The organism is Marinobacterium iners DSM 11526 (assembly GCF_900107855.1).
GTDB classification, from domain to species: Bacteria; Pseudomonadota; Gammaproteobacteria; order Pseudomonadales; family Balneatricaceae; genus Marinobacterium; species Marinobacterium iners.
Genome location: NZ_FNRJ01000007.1, coordinates 128,446 through 145,930 on the forward strand (window position 1 = coordinate 128,446; position 17,485 = coordinate 145,930).

18 protein-coding genes are annotated in these 17,485 nt (G+C 58.1%); 13 read left to right on the forward strand and 5 right to left on the reverse strand.

Annotated features, from left to right (window positions below):
* The first annotated feature begins 48 nt into the window (after positions 1-48).
* The gene (ssb, locus tag BLV48_RS09775; protein WP_091826440.1) at positions 49-594 is read left to right on the forward strand and encodes a single-stranded DNA-binding protein; all 546 of its coding nucleotides are present in this window, start codon (positions 49-51) and stop codon (positions 592-594) included.
* A gap of 169 nt (positions 595-763) precedes the next feature.
* Entirely contained in the window at positions 764-1,690 is a 927-nt protein-coding gene (gene rfbD / locus BLV48_RS09780; RefSeq protein ID WP_254775009.1) for a dTDP-4-dehydrorhamnose reductase, read from the forward strand.
* 24 nt (positions 1,691-1,714) lie between these two features.
* Here rfbD and BLV48_RS09785 read toward each other — a convergent pair whose 3' ends face one another.
* On the reverse strand, positions 1,715-2,101 hold the full coding sequence (locus BLV48_RS09785; RefSeq protein WP_091826443.1) for a SirB2 family protein: 387 nt from the start codon (positions 2,099-2,101) through the stop codon (positions 1,715-1,717).
* 188 nt (positions 2,102-2,289) lie between these two features.
* Here BLV48_RS09785 and BLV48_RS09790 point away from each other — a divergent pair, with 188 nt between their 5' ends.
* Both BLV48_RS09790 and BLV48_RS09795 read left to right on the forward strand, forming a co-directional pair.
* The gene (locus tag BLV48_RS09790; protein ID WP_091826445.1) at positions 2,290-3,411 is read left to right on the forward strand and encodes a 1-acyl-sn-glycerol-3-phosphate acyltransferase; all 1,122 of its coding nucleotides are present in this window, start codon (positions 2,290-2,292) and stop codon (positions 3,409-3,411) included.
* A complete protein-coding gene (locus BLV48_RS09795; protein ID WP_091826446.1) occupies positions 3,411-4,157 on the forward strand; it encodes a lysophospholipid acyltransferase family protein in 747 nt (248 codons plus the stop codon). Before BLV48_RS09790 ends, BLV48_RS09795 begins: the two co-directional genes overlap by 1 nt.
* Before the next feature lie 84 nt (positions 4,158-4,241).
* On the opposite strand, the gene fabB is transcribed toward BLV48_RS09795, so the two are convergent.
* The 3 genes from fabB to ispB form a co-directional block, all read right to left on the reverse strand.
* Entirely contained in the window at positions 4,242-5,459 is a 1,218-nt protein-coding gene (gene fabB, locus BLV48_RS09800) for a beta-ketoacyl-ACP synthase I (RefSeq protein WP_091826448.1), read from the reverse strand.
* A 74-nt stretch (positions 5,460-5,533) separates the two neighbouring features.
* Positions 5,534-6,049 (reverse strand): 3-hydroxyacyl-[acyl-carrier-protein] dehydratase FabA, encoded by a 516-nt coding sequence (gene fabA / locus BLV48_RS09805; protein WP_091826450.1) that lies wholly within the window; start codon positions 6,047-6,049, stop codon positions 5,534-5,536.
* A gap of 173 nt (positions 6,050-6,222) precedes the next feature.
* A complete protein-coding gene (ispB, locus tag BLV48_RS09810; protein WP_091826451.1) occupies positions 6,223-7,191 on the reverse strand; it encodes an octaprenyl diphosphate synthase in 969 nt (322 codons plus the stop codon).
* Positions 7,192-7,458: 267 nt separating this feature from the next.
* Here ispB and rplU point away from each other — a divergent pair, with 267 nt between their 5' ends.
* The 4 genes from rplU to proB all read left to right on the forward strand — a co-directional run bounded on the left by rplU (position 7,459) and on the right by proB (position 10,540).
* On the forward strand, positions 7,459-7,770 hold the full coding sequence (rplU, locus tag BLV48_RS09815; RefSeq protein WP_091826453.1) for a 50S ribosomal protein L21: 312 nt from the start codon (positions 7,459-7,461) through the stop codon (positions 7,768-7,770).
* Positions 7,771-7,794: 24 nt separating this feature from the next.
* Positions 7,795-8,052 (forward strand): 50S ribosomal protein L27, encoded by a 258-nt coding sequence (rpmA, locus tag BLV48_RS09820; RefSeq protein ID WP_091826454.1) that lies wholly within the window; start codon positions 7,795-7,797, stop codon positions 8,050-8,052.
* Positions 8,053-8,200: 148 nt separating this feature from the next.
* Positions 8,201-9,400 (forward strand): Obg family GTPase CgtA, encoded by a 1,200-nt coding sequence (gene cgtA, locus BLV48_RS09825; RefSeq protein ID WP_091826530.1) that lies wholly within the window; start codon positions 8,201-8,203, stop codon positions 9,398-9,400.
* Between the two features lie 15 nt (positions 9,401-9,415).
* Positions 9,416-10,540 (forward strand): glutamate 5-kinase, encoded by a 1,125-nt coding sequence (gene proB, locus BLV48_RS09830; protein ID WP_091826456.1) that lies wholly within the window; start codon positions 9,416-9,418, stop codon positions 10,538-10,540.
* A 92-nt stretch (positions 10,541-10,632) separates the two neighbouring features.
* Here proB and rpsT read toward each other — a convergent pair whose 3' ends face one another.
* Positions 10,633-10,896, reverse strand: coding sequence for a 30S ribosomal protein S20 (gene rpsT, locus BLV48_RS09835; protein ID WP_091826457.1), 264 nt, complete (start codon positions 10,894-10,896; stop codon positions 10,633-10,635).
* A 253-nt stretch (positions 10,897-11,149) separates the two neighbouring features.
* Between rpsT and murJ the strand changes: the two genes are divergently transcribed.
* The 5 genes from murJ (at position 11,150) to BLV48_RS09860 (ending at position 17,450) form a co-directional block, all read left to right on the forward strand.
* Entirely contained in the window at positions 11,150-12,646 is a 1,497-nt protein-coding gene (gene murJ, locus BLV48_RS09840; RefSeq protein WP_254775010.1) for a murein biosynthesis integral membrane protein MurJ, read from the forward strand.
* Positions 12,647-12,727: 81 nt separating this feature from the next.
* Entirely contained in the window at positions 12,728-13,666 is a 939-nt protein-coding gene (ribF, locus tag BLV48_RS09845) for a bifunctional riboflavin kinase/FAD synthetase (RefSeq protein ID WP_091826461.1), read from the forward strand.
* Positions 13,667-13,690: 24 nt separating this feature from the next.
* On the forward strand, positions 13,691-16,507 hold the full coding sequence (gene ileS, locus BLV48_RS09850) for an isoleucine--tRNA ligase (protein WP_091826463.1): 2,817 nt from the start codon (positions 13,691-13,693) through the stop codon (positions 16,505-16,507).
* Positions 16,507-17,019 carry a signal peptidase II gene (gene lspA, locus BLV48_RS09855; RefSeq protein ID WP_091826465.1) on the forward strand — a complete coding sequence of 171 codons (513 nt, stop codon included), beginning with the start codon at positions 16,507-16,509 and terminating at the stop codon, positions 17,017-17,019. The genes ileS and lspA overlap by 1 nt, the downstream gene beginning before the upstream one ends.
* Entirely contained in the window at positions 17,016-17,450 is a 435-nt protein-coding gene (locus tag BLV48_RS09860) for an FKBP-type peptidyl-prolyl cis-trans isomerase (protein ID WP_091826466.1), read from the forward strand. The genes lspA and BLV48_RS09860 overlap by 4 nt, the downstream gene beginning before the upstream one ends.
* The last annotated feature ends 35 nt before the right edge of the window (positions 17,451-17,485 follow it).

The following is a 17,485-nucleotide window of genomic DNA, read 5'->3' on the forward strand; positions in this document are numbered from 1 at the left end:
ACATGCAGGATGCGGTGGCCCAGGCTAACAGGATAACGGGAGAGTGAGATGGCGCGCGGTATCAATAAGGTAATTCTGATCGGTAATCTGGGAGCTGATCCCGAAGTACGTTACATGCCATCTGGCAATGCGGTCACCAACGTGAACCTTGCCACCAGTGATAGCTGGAAAGACAAACAGAGCGGCCAGATGCAGGAGCGTACCGAGTGGCATCGGGTCGTATTCTTCAACCGTCTGGCTGAAATTGCGGGCGAGTATCTGCGTAAGGGTTCAAAGGTTTACATTGAGGGCTCCCTGCGTACCCGCAAGTGGCAGGGACAGGATGGCCAGGATCGCTACACGACTGAAATTGTAGCCAGCGAGATGCAGATGCTGGATGGACGCGGTGGTGAAGGGGGTGGTGGTTACCAGCAACCTTCACAGGGTGGCGGTTATGCACCTCAGGGCGGCGACATGGGCTATGGTCAGCCACAACAATACAATCAGGCACCGCCACAGCAGGCTCCGCGTCAGCAGCCGGCACAACAGCCTGCGCAACAACCTCAGCAGCCAGCCCCGGGTTTTGATGACTTTGATGATGACATCCCGTTCTGAGAGCTGATCCACGCGACTGCAGCAATACCTGTTCAAAGGCCCCGCAACGCGGGGCTTTTGTGTCTGTTGCAGGGCACTTTTTTTCATATCGGGCAGGTGTGCAGGGGCAGAGTTTGCGGTATGCTCGAAATGAACCGGGCTTGCCCCCGAACTTTCATTCCAGTAACAGGTGAACATCCCGTCAATGGTGGCCAGCGCCTATACAACATCAGCCAAGGTTCTCATCTGCGGAGCGGATGGCCAGATTGGTCATGCTCTGGCGGAGCTGTTGTTGCAACAGCAGGGGCTTGAGTGTATCGCCCTGGGACGACGCAAACTTGATGTGACCGACCCTGAGCAGATCCGACAGCAACTTGAACGACACCTGCCTGACTATGTGATCAACTGTGCCGGCTTCAACCGGGTTGATGATGCCGAACGGCAGCCTGATCAGGCTTTGGCCGTGAACAGTGCCGGCGCGGCCAACCTTGCTGCCGCTTGTGCGCTGCTCAGTATCCCGCTGCTGCACCTGTCCTCGGACTATGTCTTCGATGGCCACTATGCCAGTGGCTACAGTGAGGATGACGCTGCCTCCCCGCTGGGAGTATTTGGGCGCAGCAAGTGGGAAGGTGAAGAATCCGTGCGCAGCCTGCACTCTCAACATCTTATCCTGCGTGTGAGCTGGGTGTTCAGTGCCCGTGGTGACAATTATCTTTTGCGTACACTGGAGCAGGCGCGGCATGAAGCCATGATTGAGGCGGTTGATGACCGGCGTGGCTGCCCTACCTCGGCTGAAGATGTGGCGCGTGTCATCCTAGCCATCCTGCGCCAGCTGACCTGCGGTATTGATGTGTGGGGAACCTATCACTATTGCGGTGCTGAAATCACCTCCCGTTATGGCTTCAGTGAGGCGATTCTGGCCGCGGCGCGGCAGTATGAGGAGCTTGCTGTACAGGAACTTCGTGCCGTAGCATCGGCTGATTATCCGGCTGCTGCACAGCGGCCGGCTTCATCTGTGCTCAAGTGCCGTAAGCTGCTCAGTACCTTCGGTATTCGTCAGCGTCCCTGGCGCAGTGAGTTGCAGCGCGTCATTCGGGAGCATTACGGCGAACTCTAAATGTTCGCCGTATACCTTCACATTTTAAAACAGCCCAAGGCTGGCAGAACGCGTCAAAGCCACTGCCAGAATATACCCCAGACACAACAGTGCCGCGACCAGAGCCAGCAGGCGTGTTTTCATTGTTTTGCCACGCTTCAGCGCAACCGTTCCAAAACCAATATATCCGACCAGACCCAGTATCTTGGCTGTGAGCCAGTGATGGGTGAGCGGGTATTGCGACAGCACCAGCATCAGGCCGATCGCACTGACCAGCAGCAACGTATCGATCACATGGGGGAAAATCTTGAGCCAGCGAGCATTGAGCGCCTTGGGCCAAACCAGCATAAGTGCTGCGCGCAACATGAACAGGATGATACTCAGTCCGACCATGGTCAGGTGTGCATGTTTAAGCATCAGGTAAGTATTCAATGCCGGTTTCCTCAACTATTGCAGGCGGGTGGGTGTTGGATGGGCTTCACTATACCTGCGGCATGTCTGATTTGAAATTCGCCTTTGCCTGCAGGGTAATGTTTTACCTTCCGCTGCACTGTAAAACGGGCAGTAACAGGGTAAAATGTGCAACTTTTCAGCAGCCGCTAGAGGCGTGATATACGCGAATGAATGCTCAGACTCTGACACCGGATCCCTATCAGTCCATCCGCCCCTACAGGGATGATGAAGTCGAGGCGGTACTTCAGCGGCTGGTGCGCGACGACGAATGTATCTCGGCCCTGACACGCTACCAGTTTCCCAGGGCTTCCGGCCCGCTGGGTTGGCTGCTGCGTCCACTGGTGCGCATTGCTGTGGCAGCACGAGTTGGCGAGATCGAAAGCATAGATGGTTTCCAGCAGCTGGTGGCCGATTACATGCAGAAAATGATCGGACGCACCACAACGCGGGTTAGCTGCTCGGGTATTGAGCGTTTGGACCCCAACGAAGCTTATCTGTTCGTATCCAATCACCGTGACATCGCCATGGACCCGGCGTTTGTGAACTGGGTTCGCTATAAGGCTGGCATGTCGACGGTGCGCATTGCGATCGGTGATAACCTTCTGCGCAAACCTTATGTGTCGGACCTGATGCGGCTTAATAAAAGCTTCATCGTTAATCGCTCTGCCAAGGGGCGAGAGATGATGTCGGCGCTGACTCAACTCTCTTCCTACATCGATCACAGCATCAGCAATGGCCACTCTATCTGGATCGCGCAGCGCGAGGGGCGGGCGAAAGATGGCAATGACCGTACAGATCCGGCATTGATGAAAATGTTCTACATGTCGCACCGCAAGCAGCGCAGCCTGGGCGAGATGGTGGGGCGGCTCAACATTGTACCGGTATCCATTGCCTATGAGCTTGACCCCTGTGATGAGCTCAAGGCTCGTGAGCTGGCCGCTGTTGCGCTGCACGGTGCATACGAGAAGTCTGAATACGAGGATATCAGCAGTATTGTCCGAGGCATTACCGGCGACAAGGGGGAGGTTTACATCGCTTTTGGTACTCCGCTGAGTGGCGAGTTTGAAACCCCTGAGCAGATTGCCGCTGAGATCGATCGTCAAATCCACCTCAATTACCGGCTGCACCCAAGCAATCTTGCTGCTGCCGGCGAGGCGGTCAGTGTCGAGCAGCAGCAGGCCTTTGACGCGCGCCTTGAAAGTGTGAGCGATGAGGAGCGGCCGTTCCTGCGTCAGATGTACGCCAACCCGGTCATCAATCATCACAATGCCAGCCAGGGGGAGAGCTGATGCCTGCTCAACGCTCTGGCAGCATGTGGCTGTATCTGCGCGGCTTGCTCTATGCAGTTGGCTTTTACCCGTTGACCATGCTGTTTGCGATTCCCTGTTTGCTGATTGGCCCATTGCTGCCGTTTCGGGCCCGGTTCAAGTTTCTGACCCTGATCAATTACTTCTATATCGACTGGTTGCGCATCTGCTGTGGTTTGGGAGTTGAACTGAAGGGGCGTGAGCATCTTCCAAAAGAAGGTGCGTATGTGGTTGTGGCCAATCATCAGAGCGAGTGGGAGACGCTGTACTTCCAGACACTCGTTCGGCCTCAGGCCGTGGTGCTCAAGCGCGAGCTGCTACGAATCCCGCTGTTCGGCTGGGCACTGGCACTGTTGCGTCCGATCGCGCTTGATCGCAGCAAGCGGCGCGGTGCGCTGAAACAGCTGCTGGAGCAGGGGCAGCAGCGGCTGGACAGCGGTATTCCATTGCTGATTTTTCCGCAGGGTACACGTGTACCTGTGGGGCAGATGGGCAAGCTGAACAAGGGCGGTGCGATGCTGGCCGTGAGTCGCGGTGTACCGATTGTACCGGTGGCACATAATGCGGGTCTTTACTGGCCCGGTAACTCGTTCGTCAAGTATCCCGGCACCGTGCAGGTCAGTGTAGGTCCCGCGATCCAGACGGAAGGGCGCAGTGTGGATGAAGTGCATGCTGAAGTAGCAGGCTGGCTGGAGCAGACCATGCGAGAGCAGGGCAGTCTGGAGTAAGCTAAGGTTGAATTCGGCCCATAAAAAAGCCGCTCCATTATGAGCGGCTTTTTTATGGGCCAGCCAACGGGGCTGGCCGCAGTATCAGCCTTCGTATTTCTCGAACACCAAAGTTGAGTTGGTGCCGCCGAAGCCGAAGCTGTTGGACATGACGCGCTTGAGCTCGATGTTGTCCTTGCGTTCCGTGACAACCGGCATGCCGGCCGCTTCCGGATCCAGTTCTTCGATGTTGGCCGACGCACAGATGAAGTTGTTCTGCTGCATCAGGATCGAGTAGATCGCTTCCTGTGCACCGGTGGCGCCCAGTGAGTGACCGGTGAGTGACTTGGTAGAGCTGACCGGCGGCATCTTGTCACCGAAGGTCTGCTTCATCGCCTTCAGCTCCTGAATGTCACCAGCCGGAGTGGAGGTGCCGTGGGAGTTGATGTAGTCGATGGGGCCATCTACGGTGGCCATCGCCTGCTGCATGCAACGAATGGCGCCTTCACCGGACGGTGCAACCATGTCGTAGCCGTCGGAAGTAGCGCCGTAGCCAGTCAGCTCAGCGTAAATCTTGGCGCCACGAGCTTTGGCGTGCTCCAGTTCTTCGAGCACCAGCATGCCGGCACCACCTGCGATCACGAAACCGTCGCGATTGGCGTCATAAGCACGAGACGCTTTTTCCGGAGTATCGTTGTACTTGCTGGACAGCGCGCCCATGGCGTCAAACATGACACTCAGCGACCAGTGCAGCTCTTCACCACCACCGGCAAAAACAACGTCCTGCTTGCCGAGCTGGATCTGCTCCATGGCGCTACCGATGCAGTGTGCACTGGTCGCGCAGGCTGAGGTGATCGAGTAGTTGACACCCTTGATCTTGAACGGAGTTGCCAGACAGGCGGAGACGGTGGAGCCCATGGTGCGGGTAACGCGGTAGGGGCCTACGCGGCGGACACCTTTTTCACGCAGAATATCAGCAGTTTCAACGATATCGGCTGAAGATGCACCCCCTGAGCCGGCGATCAGGCCGGTACGGACATTGGAGATCTGGTCTTCGCTCAGGCCGGAATCTTCAATCGCCTGCTTCATGGCCAGGTAGGCATAAGCCGCAGCGTTGCCCATGAATCGACGCAGCTTGCGATCGATCAGGCTGTCCAGGTCGATATCGATGCTGCCCGCAACCTGACTGCGGAAGCCAAGCTCCTTGTACTCCGGCTGAAACTTGATGCCGGAGCGCCCCTGCTTCAGTGAGTCCAGAACTGTTTCCAGATCATTTCCCAGGCAGGAAACGATCCCCATACCGGTCACAACGACGCGTCGCATGTGTAGCCTCTCTTCAATCGTTCAGAAATATACTGTCTTATTATATGGCAAGGTTAACGGGTCGAAGTTCAGGCTCAGAAGTTATCTGTCTGCTTGAACAGGCCGACACGCAGGTCCGTGGCAGTATAGATGGTACGGCCGTCAACAGACAGTGAACCATCGGCTATACCCATAACCAGCTTGCGCTCGATGACACGCTTGAGCTCGATGTGATAGGTCACCTTGCTGGCAGTGGGAAGCACCTGACCGGTGAACTTGACTTCGCCGGAGCCCAGTGCGCGCCCGCGTCCTTCATTGCCGCGCCAGCCGAGGAAAAAGCCTACCAGCTGCCACATGGCATCAAGACCGAGACAGCCCGGCATGACAGGGTCTCCCGGGAAGTGGCAGTCAAAGAACCAAAGGTCTGGGCGGATATCGAGTTCGGCGATGATCTCACCCTTGCCGTACTGACCACCATCGGTGTTGATCTCGATGATGCGGTCCAGCATCAGCATGTTGCCGACCGGCAGCTGGGCATTGCCTGGGCCGAACATCTCGCCATGGCCGCACTTGAGCAGCTCTTCACGTTCAAAGGAGGAGGGTCTAGTCATAGGAAACCGTATATCCAAGGCATTTCATAAAATTTGCCCGATTATACCGATTTGACTGCCTGCAGGCACGGCCTGTGTGCCCTTATTTGATCGATATCGGATCAGATGGGGGATTTTAGCGGCTGCAAAGGCTCAAGTTGCACGCCGCAGTCGAGCTGCAGCGTGCTCAGGGATCAGCTGGTGCGGCGGGTTGCCATCTGTGCCAGGGTGGTGAGTGTCTCACGGAAAGAACTGGCCGGCAGTGCTTCCAGCGCGGTAATGGCGCGACTGACTTCGGCTTCGGCCTGCTGACGGGTGTAGTCGATTGACCCTGTGCGCTGCACGATATCCAGTACCGGTTGCAGATCGTCCAGACCGCCTTCGCGAATAGCGCCACGAATCAGTTTGCGCTCAGTCTCGCTGCCGACTCGCATGGCGTGGATCAGTGGCAGGGTGGCCTTGCCTTCCGCCAGGTCATCACCGACATTCTTGCCCATGGTGGCGCTGTCGGACAGATAGTCCATCAGGTCGTCCACCAGCTGGAAGGCGATACCCAGGTGGCGACCGTACAGTCGCAGTGCTTCGCGCTCCTCTGCGCTGGCATCGGCGAGAATGGCGCCAACTTCGGTAGCAGCCTCAAACAGCATCGCCGTTTTGCCGAGAATGACCTGCATGTAGGACTCTTCGGAGGTGTCCGGGTTGCGCTGATTCAGCAGCTGTAACACTTCACCTTCGGCGATTACGGTAGTTGCATTGGAGATCACCTGCATGATCTCCATGCGGTTTATCTCGACCATGATCTGGAAAGCGCGGGAATAGAGAAAATCACCCACCAGTACGCTGGGCGCATTGCCCCATTTGGCATTGGCGGTTGCATTGCCACGGCGCAGCTCTGAGTTATCCACAACATCGTCGTGCAGCAGGGTAGCGGTATGGATGAACTCGATTACGGCGGCCAGCGGGATATGCTGCTCGCCCCTGTAGCCGCAAGCGTTGGCGCTGAGCAGTACCAGCAGCGGGCGCAGTCGCTTGCCGCCGCCGGCGACAATATAGTGACCGATCTTCTCGACCAGGGGCACAGTCGACCCAAGGTGGTTAAGAATATAATCGGTTACCGCATCGAACTGCGGCTCTATGGTCGGATTAAGCTGGTGTGGCTGCATGGGCGGGGTTCTGTATGTGGACTGAACACCCGCCGCATGCTAGGGGGCTGGGAGAAGGGTGTCAAGCCGAGCTGGGAGACGGGCGTCGGGGCGGGGGATTTGGCAAGGATTGCGCTTGCCTGTAACGAGGGACTCGGGTAAAATTGCGCGCCTTAAACCTGTCCACGATCGCTCCCTACCATAGGGTGTCCAGAAGTCTTCAGACTTCGGCCATTAGAAGTAGGTTTCGTTTCCAGTAGCCGGGCAGGTTAATACTTGGAGAAAAGCATGTTTGCAGTAATCGTAAGCGGCGGTAAACAGTACCGTGTGCAGGAAGGACAGACACTGAAGCTGGAAAAACTGACTGCTGAAGCAGGTTCCAGCGTTGAGTTCGACCGCGTTTTGCTGGTCGGTAACGGCGACGACGTTAAGGTCGGTGCTCCGGTTGTTGAAGGTGCCAAAGTGGCTGCAGAAGTTGTAGCTCACGGCCGTGGTGACAAAGTCACTATCATCAAGTTCCGTCGCCGCAAGCATCACATGAAGCGTCAGGGTCACCGTCAGTGGTTTACAGAAGTTAAAATCACTGGCATCAGTGGCTGATCAACCGAATTAGGAGATTGAATAATGGCTCATAAGAAGGCTGGTGGTTCAACGCGTAACGGCCGCGACTCACAATCAAAGCGTCTGGGCGTAAAGCGTTTCGGTGGTCAGGCCGTTATCGCGGGTAACATTCTGATCCGTCAGCGTGGCACCAAGTTCCACGCCGGCACCAACGTTGGTCTGGGCAAGGATCACACCCTGTTTGCAACTGCAAACGGCGTGGTCAAGTTCGAGGTCAAGGGTCCGAACAACCGTAAATATGTGAGCGTCGTTCCTGCCTGAGCAGTGATCTGATACTCGCATCGAAAAGCTCCGCCCAGGCGGGGCTTTTTTCGTTTGCAGGCGGCCGTGCGCAAGCGTCCGGCTGTCCCGCCCGGATTGAGGGGGTGTACTCCTCTGATCCCGGGATGAATGAAAGTTGGAGGTAATGATGAAATTTGTAGATGAAGCGACCATCACAGTGGAAGCTGGCAAGGGTGGTAACGGCTGTCTGAGCTTCCGGCGTGAGAAATTCATTCCAAAGGGCGGGCCTGATGGCGGAGATGGTGGTGATGGTGGCTCGATCTGGGTTGAGGCGGATGAATCGCTCAATACGCTGATCGACTATCGCTTTACCCGCCGATTCAAGGCGCAGAACGGTGAATCCGGCAGCGGGCGCAACTGTACCGGCTCCAAGGGGGAAGATCTCATCCTGAAGGTGCCTGTGGGTACAACAATAGTGGATGTCGATACCGGAGAGGTGTTGGCGGATCTAACCCGTATTGGTCAGCAGGACAAGATTGCTCAGGGCGGTTTTCATGGCCTGGGTAATACGCGCTTCAAGAGCAGTGTCAACCGCGCACCGCGCCAGACCACCAAAGGCAGTGAAGGCGAATTGCGCAACCTGCGGCTGGAGCTGAAGGTGTTGGCCGATGTAGGGTTGTTGGGTTTGCCCAATGCGGGCAAGTCCACCCTTATTCGCTCCATCTCGGCAGCCAAGCCGAAAGTGGCGGATTACCCGTTTACAACGCTGGTGCCCAACCTTGGCGTGGTGCGCACCGAAGCGCATCGCAGCTTCGTGGTGGCTGATATTCCGGGCATCATCGAAGGTGCAGCCGAGGGTGCGGGGCTGGGGATTCGCTTCCTCAAGCATCTGGCGCGCAACCGGGTGCTGCTGCATCTGGTGGATATGGCGCCCTGGGATGAAACTACGCCCGCGCAGGCGGCGGTGACCGCGGTGAACGAACTTGAAAAATTCAGCCAGACGCTGGCGCAACAGCCGCGCTGGCTGGTGCTGAACAAGCTGGATATGTTGCCTGAAGAGGAGCAGGATGCAGCCTGTCAGGCCGTAATCGACGCGTTGGGCTGGGAAGGTCCAGTGTATCGAATTTCAGCGCTGAACAAGCTGGGGCTGACGCCGCTGGTGCATGATCTGCAGGACTTCCTGGACGCGCGTGCAGCGGCCATCGCGGAAGACCCGGAACTGCTCGAGCAGGAGAGGCATGCGCGTGCACTGATCGATGAAGAGGCGCGTGAGAATCTGCAGCGTCTGCGCATGGAGCAACGTGCTCGTCGCATGGCGGATGATGGCCTCGATGATGATGACTTCGACGATGATGATTACGATGTCGAAGTGGAGTATGTACCCTGACGGAGAAGGTATAAGGTGACAGCGGGACGTAATGGTCTGACCCAGCGCGGGCGCTGGGTGGTCAAGATTGGCAGTGCGCTGCTGACCAATGATGGTCAGGGGCTGGATCAGGTCGCCATTGCGCACTGGGTGGACCAGCTGGTAGAGCTGACGCGCAGTGGTGTCGAGGTGGTGCTGGTGTCTTCTGGCTCAGTGGCTGAGGGAATGACCCGGCTGGGCTGGGCTGGGCGTCCGCGCGAGATTTACCGCCTTCAAGCGGCAGCGGCTGTCGGTCAGATGGGGTTGGTGCAGGCCTATGAGACCAACTTCCGCCGTCACGGCATGCACACGGCTCAGATATTGCTGACCCACGATGACCTGTCCAATCGCAAGCGCTATCTCAATGCTCGCTCCACGCTGCGTACCCTGATCGAGCTGGGTGTGGTTGCAGTGGTCAACGAAAACGATACCGTTGTCACCAGTGAGATTCGCTTCGGTGACAACGATACGCTGGGGGCATTGGTGGCCAACGCGGTCGAAGCGGATGTGCTGGTACTGCTGACTGATCAGCAGGGGCTGTATACCGCTGATCCGCGCAGCAATCCCGATGCAGAGCTGATCAGTGAAGCGATGGCGGAGGATGAGCGACTGGTCGCCATGGCTGGAGATGGTGGTCGGCTTGGACGCGGTGGCATGGCGACCAAGGTGCGTGCAGCCAAGCTGGCAGCGCGCTCTGGTGCACTGACGCTGATTGCCAGTGGGCGCGAGCCGGATGTGCTGCTGCGGCTCCACCGCGGTGAGCTGATCGGTACTCTACTGTTGCCTGAGAGAGAGCCCATGGCGGCACGCAAGCAGTGGATTGCCGGGCACCTGCAGGCGCGCGGTACGCTGGTGCTGGATGCTGGTGCCGTGATGGCGCTGGCGGAACGGGGCAAGAGTCTCCTGCCTGCTGGAGTGCGCTCGGTCAGCGGTGATTTCTCGCGTGGCGAGATGGTGATGATGATGGATGAGCAGGGGCGTGTGGTTGCACGCGGGCTGGCAAATTACGGCGTAGAGGATGCGCGTCGAATTATCGGTCGTCCCAGTCGCGAAATCGAGTCATTGCTGGGCTTCATGGGCGAGGAAGAGCTGGTGCACCGTGATAACCTGGTGCTGGCCTGAGGTCGGTACCTCGCGGCGTTATTACAGTGGCTGAATGACAGGCACAAAAAAACCGGCAATTGCCGGTTTTTTTATGCTGACAAGGTAGTGACTTATGCCATTGCCTTGATGCGAGCAGTCAGGCGGCTCTTGGTGCGGGCGATCTTGTTCTTGTGGAAGATGCCTTTGGTTACAGAGCTGTCCATGATCGGCTGAGCGACCTTGAACGCTGCTTCAGCAGCAGCCTTGTCACCGCCGTCGATGGCAGCGATTACTTTTTTCATGTACGTGCGCGCCATGGAGCGCAGGCTAGCGTTGTGTTGACGACGCTTCTCCGCCTGGCGAGCGCGTTTTTTGGATCCTGCGGAATTAGCCACGGTCCGGCTCCTTTGATAATTGGGTTGATCAGATTACGACGATGCGAGTGCCGAAAATTAGACGCGACATTATTCATGTCAGGCCGGTCAATGTCAACCTTTACGCGCGTCGTCTTGAATCCACTTTGTCTGTCTGGCAAAGGGGGATATGATCGGCGCACATTTTTTGCATTTCAATAAAGGGGTCAGTGTGACAGACAAGGCGAAACGGGGCGGTGTCGGGCTACTGCGCTCCAGTGGCGTTGTGGGCATCATGACCATGATGTCGCGAGTGCTTGGCCTGGTGCGTGATGTGGTGATTGCCAATTACTTTGGTGCCAGTGGCAGTGCCGATGCCTTCTTTGTCGCATTCAAGATACCCAACTTCCTCCGCCGTCTGTTTGCCGAGGGCGCTTTCTCCCAGGCCTTTGTGCCGGTGCTGTCCGAGTATCGCAGCCAGCGAGATCTTGCCGCGGTCAAACAGCTTGTTGATCGCGTTGCCGGGGCGCTGGGTTCGGTGCTGGTGCTGGTCACGGTAATTGCGGTGATAGGAGCGCCTGTGCTGGCTGCTGTTTTTGCGCCGGGCTTTTACATGGCCGGTGGCGAAAAGTTTGAGCTTGCCGCCGACATGCTCAGAATCACCTTTCCCTATCTGTTGCTGATCTCTCTGACTGCTTTTTGCGGCGCCATTTTGAACAGCTACGAGCGCTTCGCCGTTCCGGCCTTTACCCCGGTGCTGCTGAATCTTTGCTTGATCGGTTCGGCGGTTTGGCTCAGCCCCTGGTTCGAAACCCCCATCATGGCGCTCGCCTGGGGAGTGCTGATGGCTGGCGGTGTACAGCTGCTGTTCCAGTTGCCGTTCCTGGCGCGGCTGCGGCTGTTGCCGCTTCCGAAGGCTGATTTCAAGGATGAGGGGGTGCGCCGAATTCTTAAGCTGATGCTGCCGGCACTGTTCGGCGTCTCGGTGGCGCAAATCAATCTGCTGCTGGATACCGTGCTGGCCTCTTTCCTGCAGACTGGCAGTGTGTCCTGGCTGTACTACTCCGACCGGCTGTCGGAGCTGCCGCTGGGGGTGTTCGGCATCGCTATCGCTACCGTGATTCTGCCCAGCCTGTCCCGCATTCATGCCGAAAAGAGTCCGGAACGTTTTGCCCATACCCTCGACTGGGCGATCCGCATGATTCTGCTGATCGGTCTGCCCGCTGCGCTGGCGTTGGCGGTGCTGGCCGAGCCGCTGATCGCTACCCTGTTCCATTACGGTGAAATGACCGATCGGGATGTGCAGATGGCCGCCATGAGCCTGCGCGCCTATGCTTTCGGTCTGCTGGCGTTCATGCTGATCAAGGTGCTGGCACCGGGCTATTTTGCTCGTCAGAATACCCGTACCCCGGTCAAAATCGCCGTCAAGGCGATGGCTGCTAATATGGTGCTCAACTTGATTCTGATCTGGCCGCTCGACCATGTGGGGCTGGCGCTGGCGACATCCATTTCTGCCTTCATGAATGCGGGCTGGCTGCTGCATGGGCTGATCAAGGAAGGCGTGTTCCGCTGGCAACCGGGCTGGGCCATGATGCTGTTCCGGCTGGTCAGCGCTTCCATAACGCTGGTGGCGGTGTTGTTGCTGATCATGAATTGGCTGGCCGGGAACTGGCTTGATGCAGGTGTATGGCTGCGAGTGCAGTGGATGACAGTGCTGGTGCTGGCCGGAGCGGGGGCGTATCTCCTGATGCTGCTGGTGACCGGTCTCAGGTTACGCCATCTGCGCGGTTGAACACTTTCTGAGCGGTACTCGCCGGGTTCAGAGTACGATATACTTCGCAGTCCGAAATTCTGGCGCTGGCTCGGCAACTGCATGGAACTGATACGAGGCTTACACAATCTGCGTGATCGCCACCGTGGCTGCGTGGCAACAATTGGCAACTTCGATGGTGTTCACCTGGGCCATCGCAAGGTGCTGGCGCAGGTCAAGGCAAAGGCGGCTGCGCTTGGGCTGCCGAGTGTCGTTATCATTTTTGAACCCCAGCCGCGTGAATTCTTTGGCGGCGACAGCGTGCCGCCCCGTCTGACTCGTTTTGATGAAAAGGTACGTCTGTTGGCGGCCGAGGGTGTAGACCGGGTGGTCTGCCTCAGCTTCAATGCACGCCTGCGACAGATGTCGGCGGAAGCGTTCATCAATGAGCTGCTGCTGAAAGGGCTGGCGGTAGAGCATTTCGTGGTGGGCGATGACTTCCGTTTTGGTTGCGACCGCCGCGGCGACTATCACATGCTGTGCGAAGCCGGCGAGCGTCACGGTTTCACGGTTGAAGGCACGCACACCTTCACGTTGCTGGGCGAGCGTGTCAGTAGCACGCGTGTTCGCACTGCGCTGATGCGGAATGATTTTGAGCTGGCCGAGCAACTGCTGGGTTGGCGTTACGCCGTTACCGGCCGAGTGATGCATGGCCAGAAACTGGGGCGGCAGTTGGGTGTGCCAACCGCGAACGTGCGCATGCACCGCTACCCTTGTCCGCTGCGAGGGGTGTTTGCAGCCTGGGCTCATTTTGATGGCCAGTGTTTGCCTGCCGTCTGTAATGTGGGGTTGCGTCCCACCGTGCATGGCCGCCTGCCGGTGCTGGAAGCGCACCTGCTCGACTACACAGGGGCCGAGTTGTATGGCAGCCTGATGCGGGTGGAGTTTCTGCACTTCATTCGCCCCGAACAGGCCTTTGATGGCCTGGACGCGCTCAAGACACAGATAGAAGCCGATATTGAACATGTCCGCGCCTGGTTTGCCCAGGCGGGCCGAGACTGACCTTACCTCTGGAAGCGACCTGTTATGACCGATTACAAAGCGACACTCAACCTGCCGGAAACGGCATTCCCGATGCGCGGCAACCTGCCGCAGCGTGAACCGGCTCGTCTGGCGCGCTGGGATGAAATCGACCTGTATCGTCAGTTGCGTGAAGAGGGCAAGGGACGCAAGACGTTTATCCTCCACGATGGTCCTCCCTACGCCAACGGTAATATTCATATCGGTCATGCGGTCAACAAGGTGATCAAAGACATGATCATCAAGTCCAGGACTCTGAGCGGCTTTGACGCCCCCTACGTGCCAGGGTGGGATTGTCATGGGCTGCCGATCGAGCACAAGGTCGAAACCCTGATCGGCAAGGCCGGTGATAAGGTGCCCTACCGTGAATTCCGTCAGAAGTGTCGCGAATACGCCGCCGAGCAGGTCGCCGGGCAGAAAGCGGATTTTATCCGTCTGGGCGTACTGGGCGACTGGGACAACCCCTACCTGACGATGAACTTCGACACCGAAGCCAACATCGTGCGCGCGCTGGGCAAGATCATCGACAACGGCCATCTGGTGAAGGGCTACAAGCCGGTCTACTGGAGTGTGGTCGGTCAGTCCGCACTGGCTGAAGCCGAAGTGGAATATCAGGACAAGACCTCCACCGCCATCGATGTGCGTTTTACCTTCATCGATCAGGACAAGGTGCTAGCACTGTTCGGCGCCACTGCCGGTGAGGCGCCGGTATCGGTGGTGATCTGGACCACCACGCCCTGGACCATTCCCGCCAACCAGGCGGTGTCGATCAATGGCGCTCTGGACTACGCTCTGGTGGAGGCCCATACCGAACAGGGTGTGGATCGCATGGTGCTGGCAGCCGAAATGGTGGATGACATCATGGCGCGCTGGGGTGTGGACAAGTTTGAAGTGCTGGCAACCTGCAACGGCGCAGCGCTGGAGTTGCTGCAGCTCAAGCATCCTGTCTATGACCGTCAGGTGCCGGTGATCCTCGGTGATCACGTCACCACCGATGCCGGTACCGGTGCCGTTCACACTGCGCCTGATCACGGCATGGAAGACTTTGTGGTCGGTCAGGCCTACGGTCTGGGCACACTGAACCTGGTGCAGGCCGACGGTACCTACACCGACGCGGCCGGCGAATTTGCCGGTGTTCATGTCTACAAGGCAGATGGCCCGGTGTGCGAGGCACTGGAGCGTGAGGGTACTCTGGTGCATCTGAAGCGTTTCCAGCACAGCTACCCGCACTGCTGGCGCACCAAAACGCCGCTGATCTACCGTGCCACACCGCAGTGGTTTGTCTCCATGGAGGCGAAGCAGCTGAAGGCGCAGGCGCTGGATGCTATCAAGGGCGTGCAGTGGTTCCCCGAGTGGGGCCAGAACCGCATTGAATCCATGGTTGAGCAGAGCCCAGACTGGTGTGTTTCGCGCCAGCGTACCTGGGGTGTGCCGATCACCGTCTTTACCCACAAGCAGACCGGTGAGCTGCACCCGCGCACCGCTGAACTGATCGAGCAGGTCGCGCAGAAGATCGAACAGGGCGGCATCGATGCCTGGTTTGAGCTGGACGCAACCGAACTGCTGGGCGATGAAGCGGCCGACTACGACAAGGTCACCGATACTCTGGATGTCTGGTTCGACTCCGGTGTGACCCACCATGCGGTCCTGCGCGAGCGCGAAGGCCTCAGCTTCCCGGCCGACATGTATCTGGAAGGTTCCGACCAGCACCGTGGCTGGTTCCAGTCATCGCTGAAAACCTCCATCGCCATCAACGGCTGCGCGCCCTACAAGCAGGTGCTGACCCACGGTTTCACCGTCGACGAAAAGGGCTACAAAATGTCCAAGTCGCTCGGTAACGTGATCGCGCCACAGGAAGTCACCGATACCCTCGGTGCCGATATCCTGCGCCTCTGGGTCGCCTCGACCGATTACTCCGGTGAAATGGCCGTGTCCAAGCAGATTCTGCAGCGCACAGCTGATTCCTACCGCCGTATTCGTAACACCGCTCGCTTCCTGCTGGCCAACCTGAACGGTTTCGACCCGGCCACCCACAGTGTGGATGCTGCTGACATGCTGGCACTCGACCGTTGGGCCGTAGACGCCACGGCGCGTCTGCAGCAGAAGGTAATTGCGGCCTACGACAGCTATCGTTTCCTCGATGTGTACCAGCAGGTGCACCACTTCTGCGTGCAGGAACTGGGCGGGTTCTATCTTGATATTATCAAGGACCGTCAGTACACCACCCAGCCGGACTCGCTGGCGCGTCGTTCCTGTCAGACCGCGCTGTTCCATATCGCCCAGGCGCTGGTGCGCTGGATCGCGCCGATCCTCAGCTTCACGGCTGAAGAGATCTATGAAGCGCTGCCGGGCGAGCACAAGGACTCGATTCTGCTGACCACCTGGTATGAAGAACTGTTCGAACTGGCTGAGGACGATGCCTTTGGTCGCGAGTTCTGGCAGCGAGTGATGGCGGTGAAAGACGCCGTCAACAAGTGTCTGGAAGATGCCCGTAACGAAAAGCTGGTGAAGGCTTCACTGGCGGCAGAGGCGATCCTGTATGTGGATGACGGTCTGAGCGCCGATCTGGAGCGTCTGGGCGATGAGCTGCGCTTTGTCCTGATCACCTCCGAGGCCACGCTGAAGCCGCTTAGCGAAGCCGGTGATGCCCGGGCCACGGATGTGAACGGCCTTAAGGTGGCTGTGGCGGCTTCTGGTCATGCCAAGTGTGGTCGTTGCTGGCACCACCGCGAAGATGTGGGCAGCCATGCCGGCCATGAAGAGCTGTGCGGTCGCTGCGTCAGCAACGTTGAAGGTGAGGGCGAAACTCGCCATTTTGCCTGATGACCAAGACTCTCAAGACAGGAGCCAGTGCGTTGCACTGGCTTTGGCTCAGCCTGCTGGTGATCGTGCTTGATCTGGGCAGCAAGTATCTGGCCGACAGCCTGCTGACCTATGCCAACCCAGTGCCTCTACTGCCGGTATTTGATCTGACGCTGCTCTATAACACGGGTGCCGCGTTCAGCTTTCTGGCAGGTGCCGGTGGCTGGCAGCGCTGGCTGTTCGTGGCCATCGCTATGGGCATGAGTGCCTTCCTGCTGCACTGGATGTACCGTACCCCCCGGTCACATTACCTGTTGGGCGTGGGACTGGCGCTGGTGCTGGGCGGTGCTCTGGGCAACCTTTATGATCGTACAGTGCATGGTCATGTGGTGGATTTCATATCGCTGCACTGGGAAGGCTATTACTTCCCGGCCTTTAATATCGCTGACACGGCCATCACGCTGGGCACCATCGCGCTGCTGGTCGATATGCTGTTCAGCCGTAACGACACAACTGTTGAGGAACAGAAATGACAGACGCTGCAATCGGTCCCGGTACTCGGGTCAGTCTGCATTTTGCAATTAAACTGCAGGACGGACAGATCATCGACAGCAACTTCGATGCTCAGCCCGCCAGCTTCACCTTCGGCGACGGCAATATCCCGGAAGGATTTGAGCAGGCGATGCTCGGTCTCAAGGCCGGTGAGCACACAGAGTTGACCATCGCCCCCGAGCGTGGCTTCGGCATGCACAACCCCTCCAATATCCAGATACTGCCGCGCAGCCAGTTCAAGGATATGGAGCTGGAGCCGGGCCTGGTCGTATCATTTCAGGAGCCGGGCGGTGAGCTGCCGGGCATGGTGACCGAGTTCAATGATGACAAGGTCACAGTGGACTTTAACCATCCACTGGCCGGCAAGACGCTTATCTTTGAAGTGCAGGTGGAGGCGGTCGAGGCCGCTTGACACCCGCCGCCAGACTGTTCAGTCTGTAAAGGCCC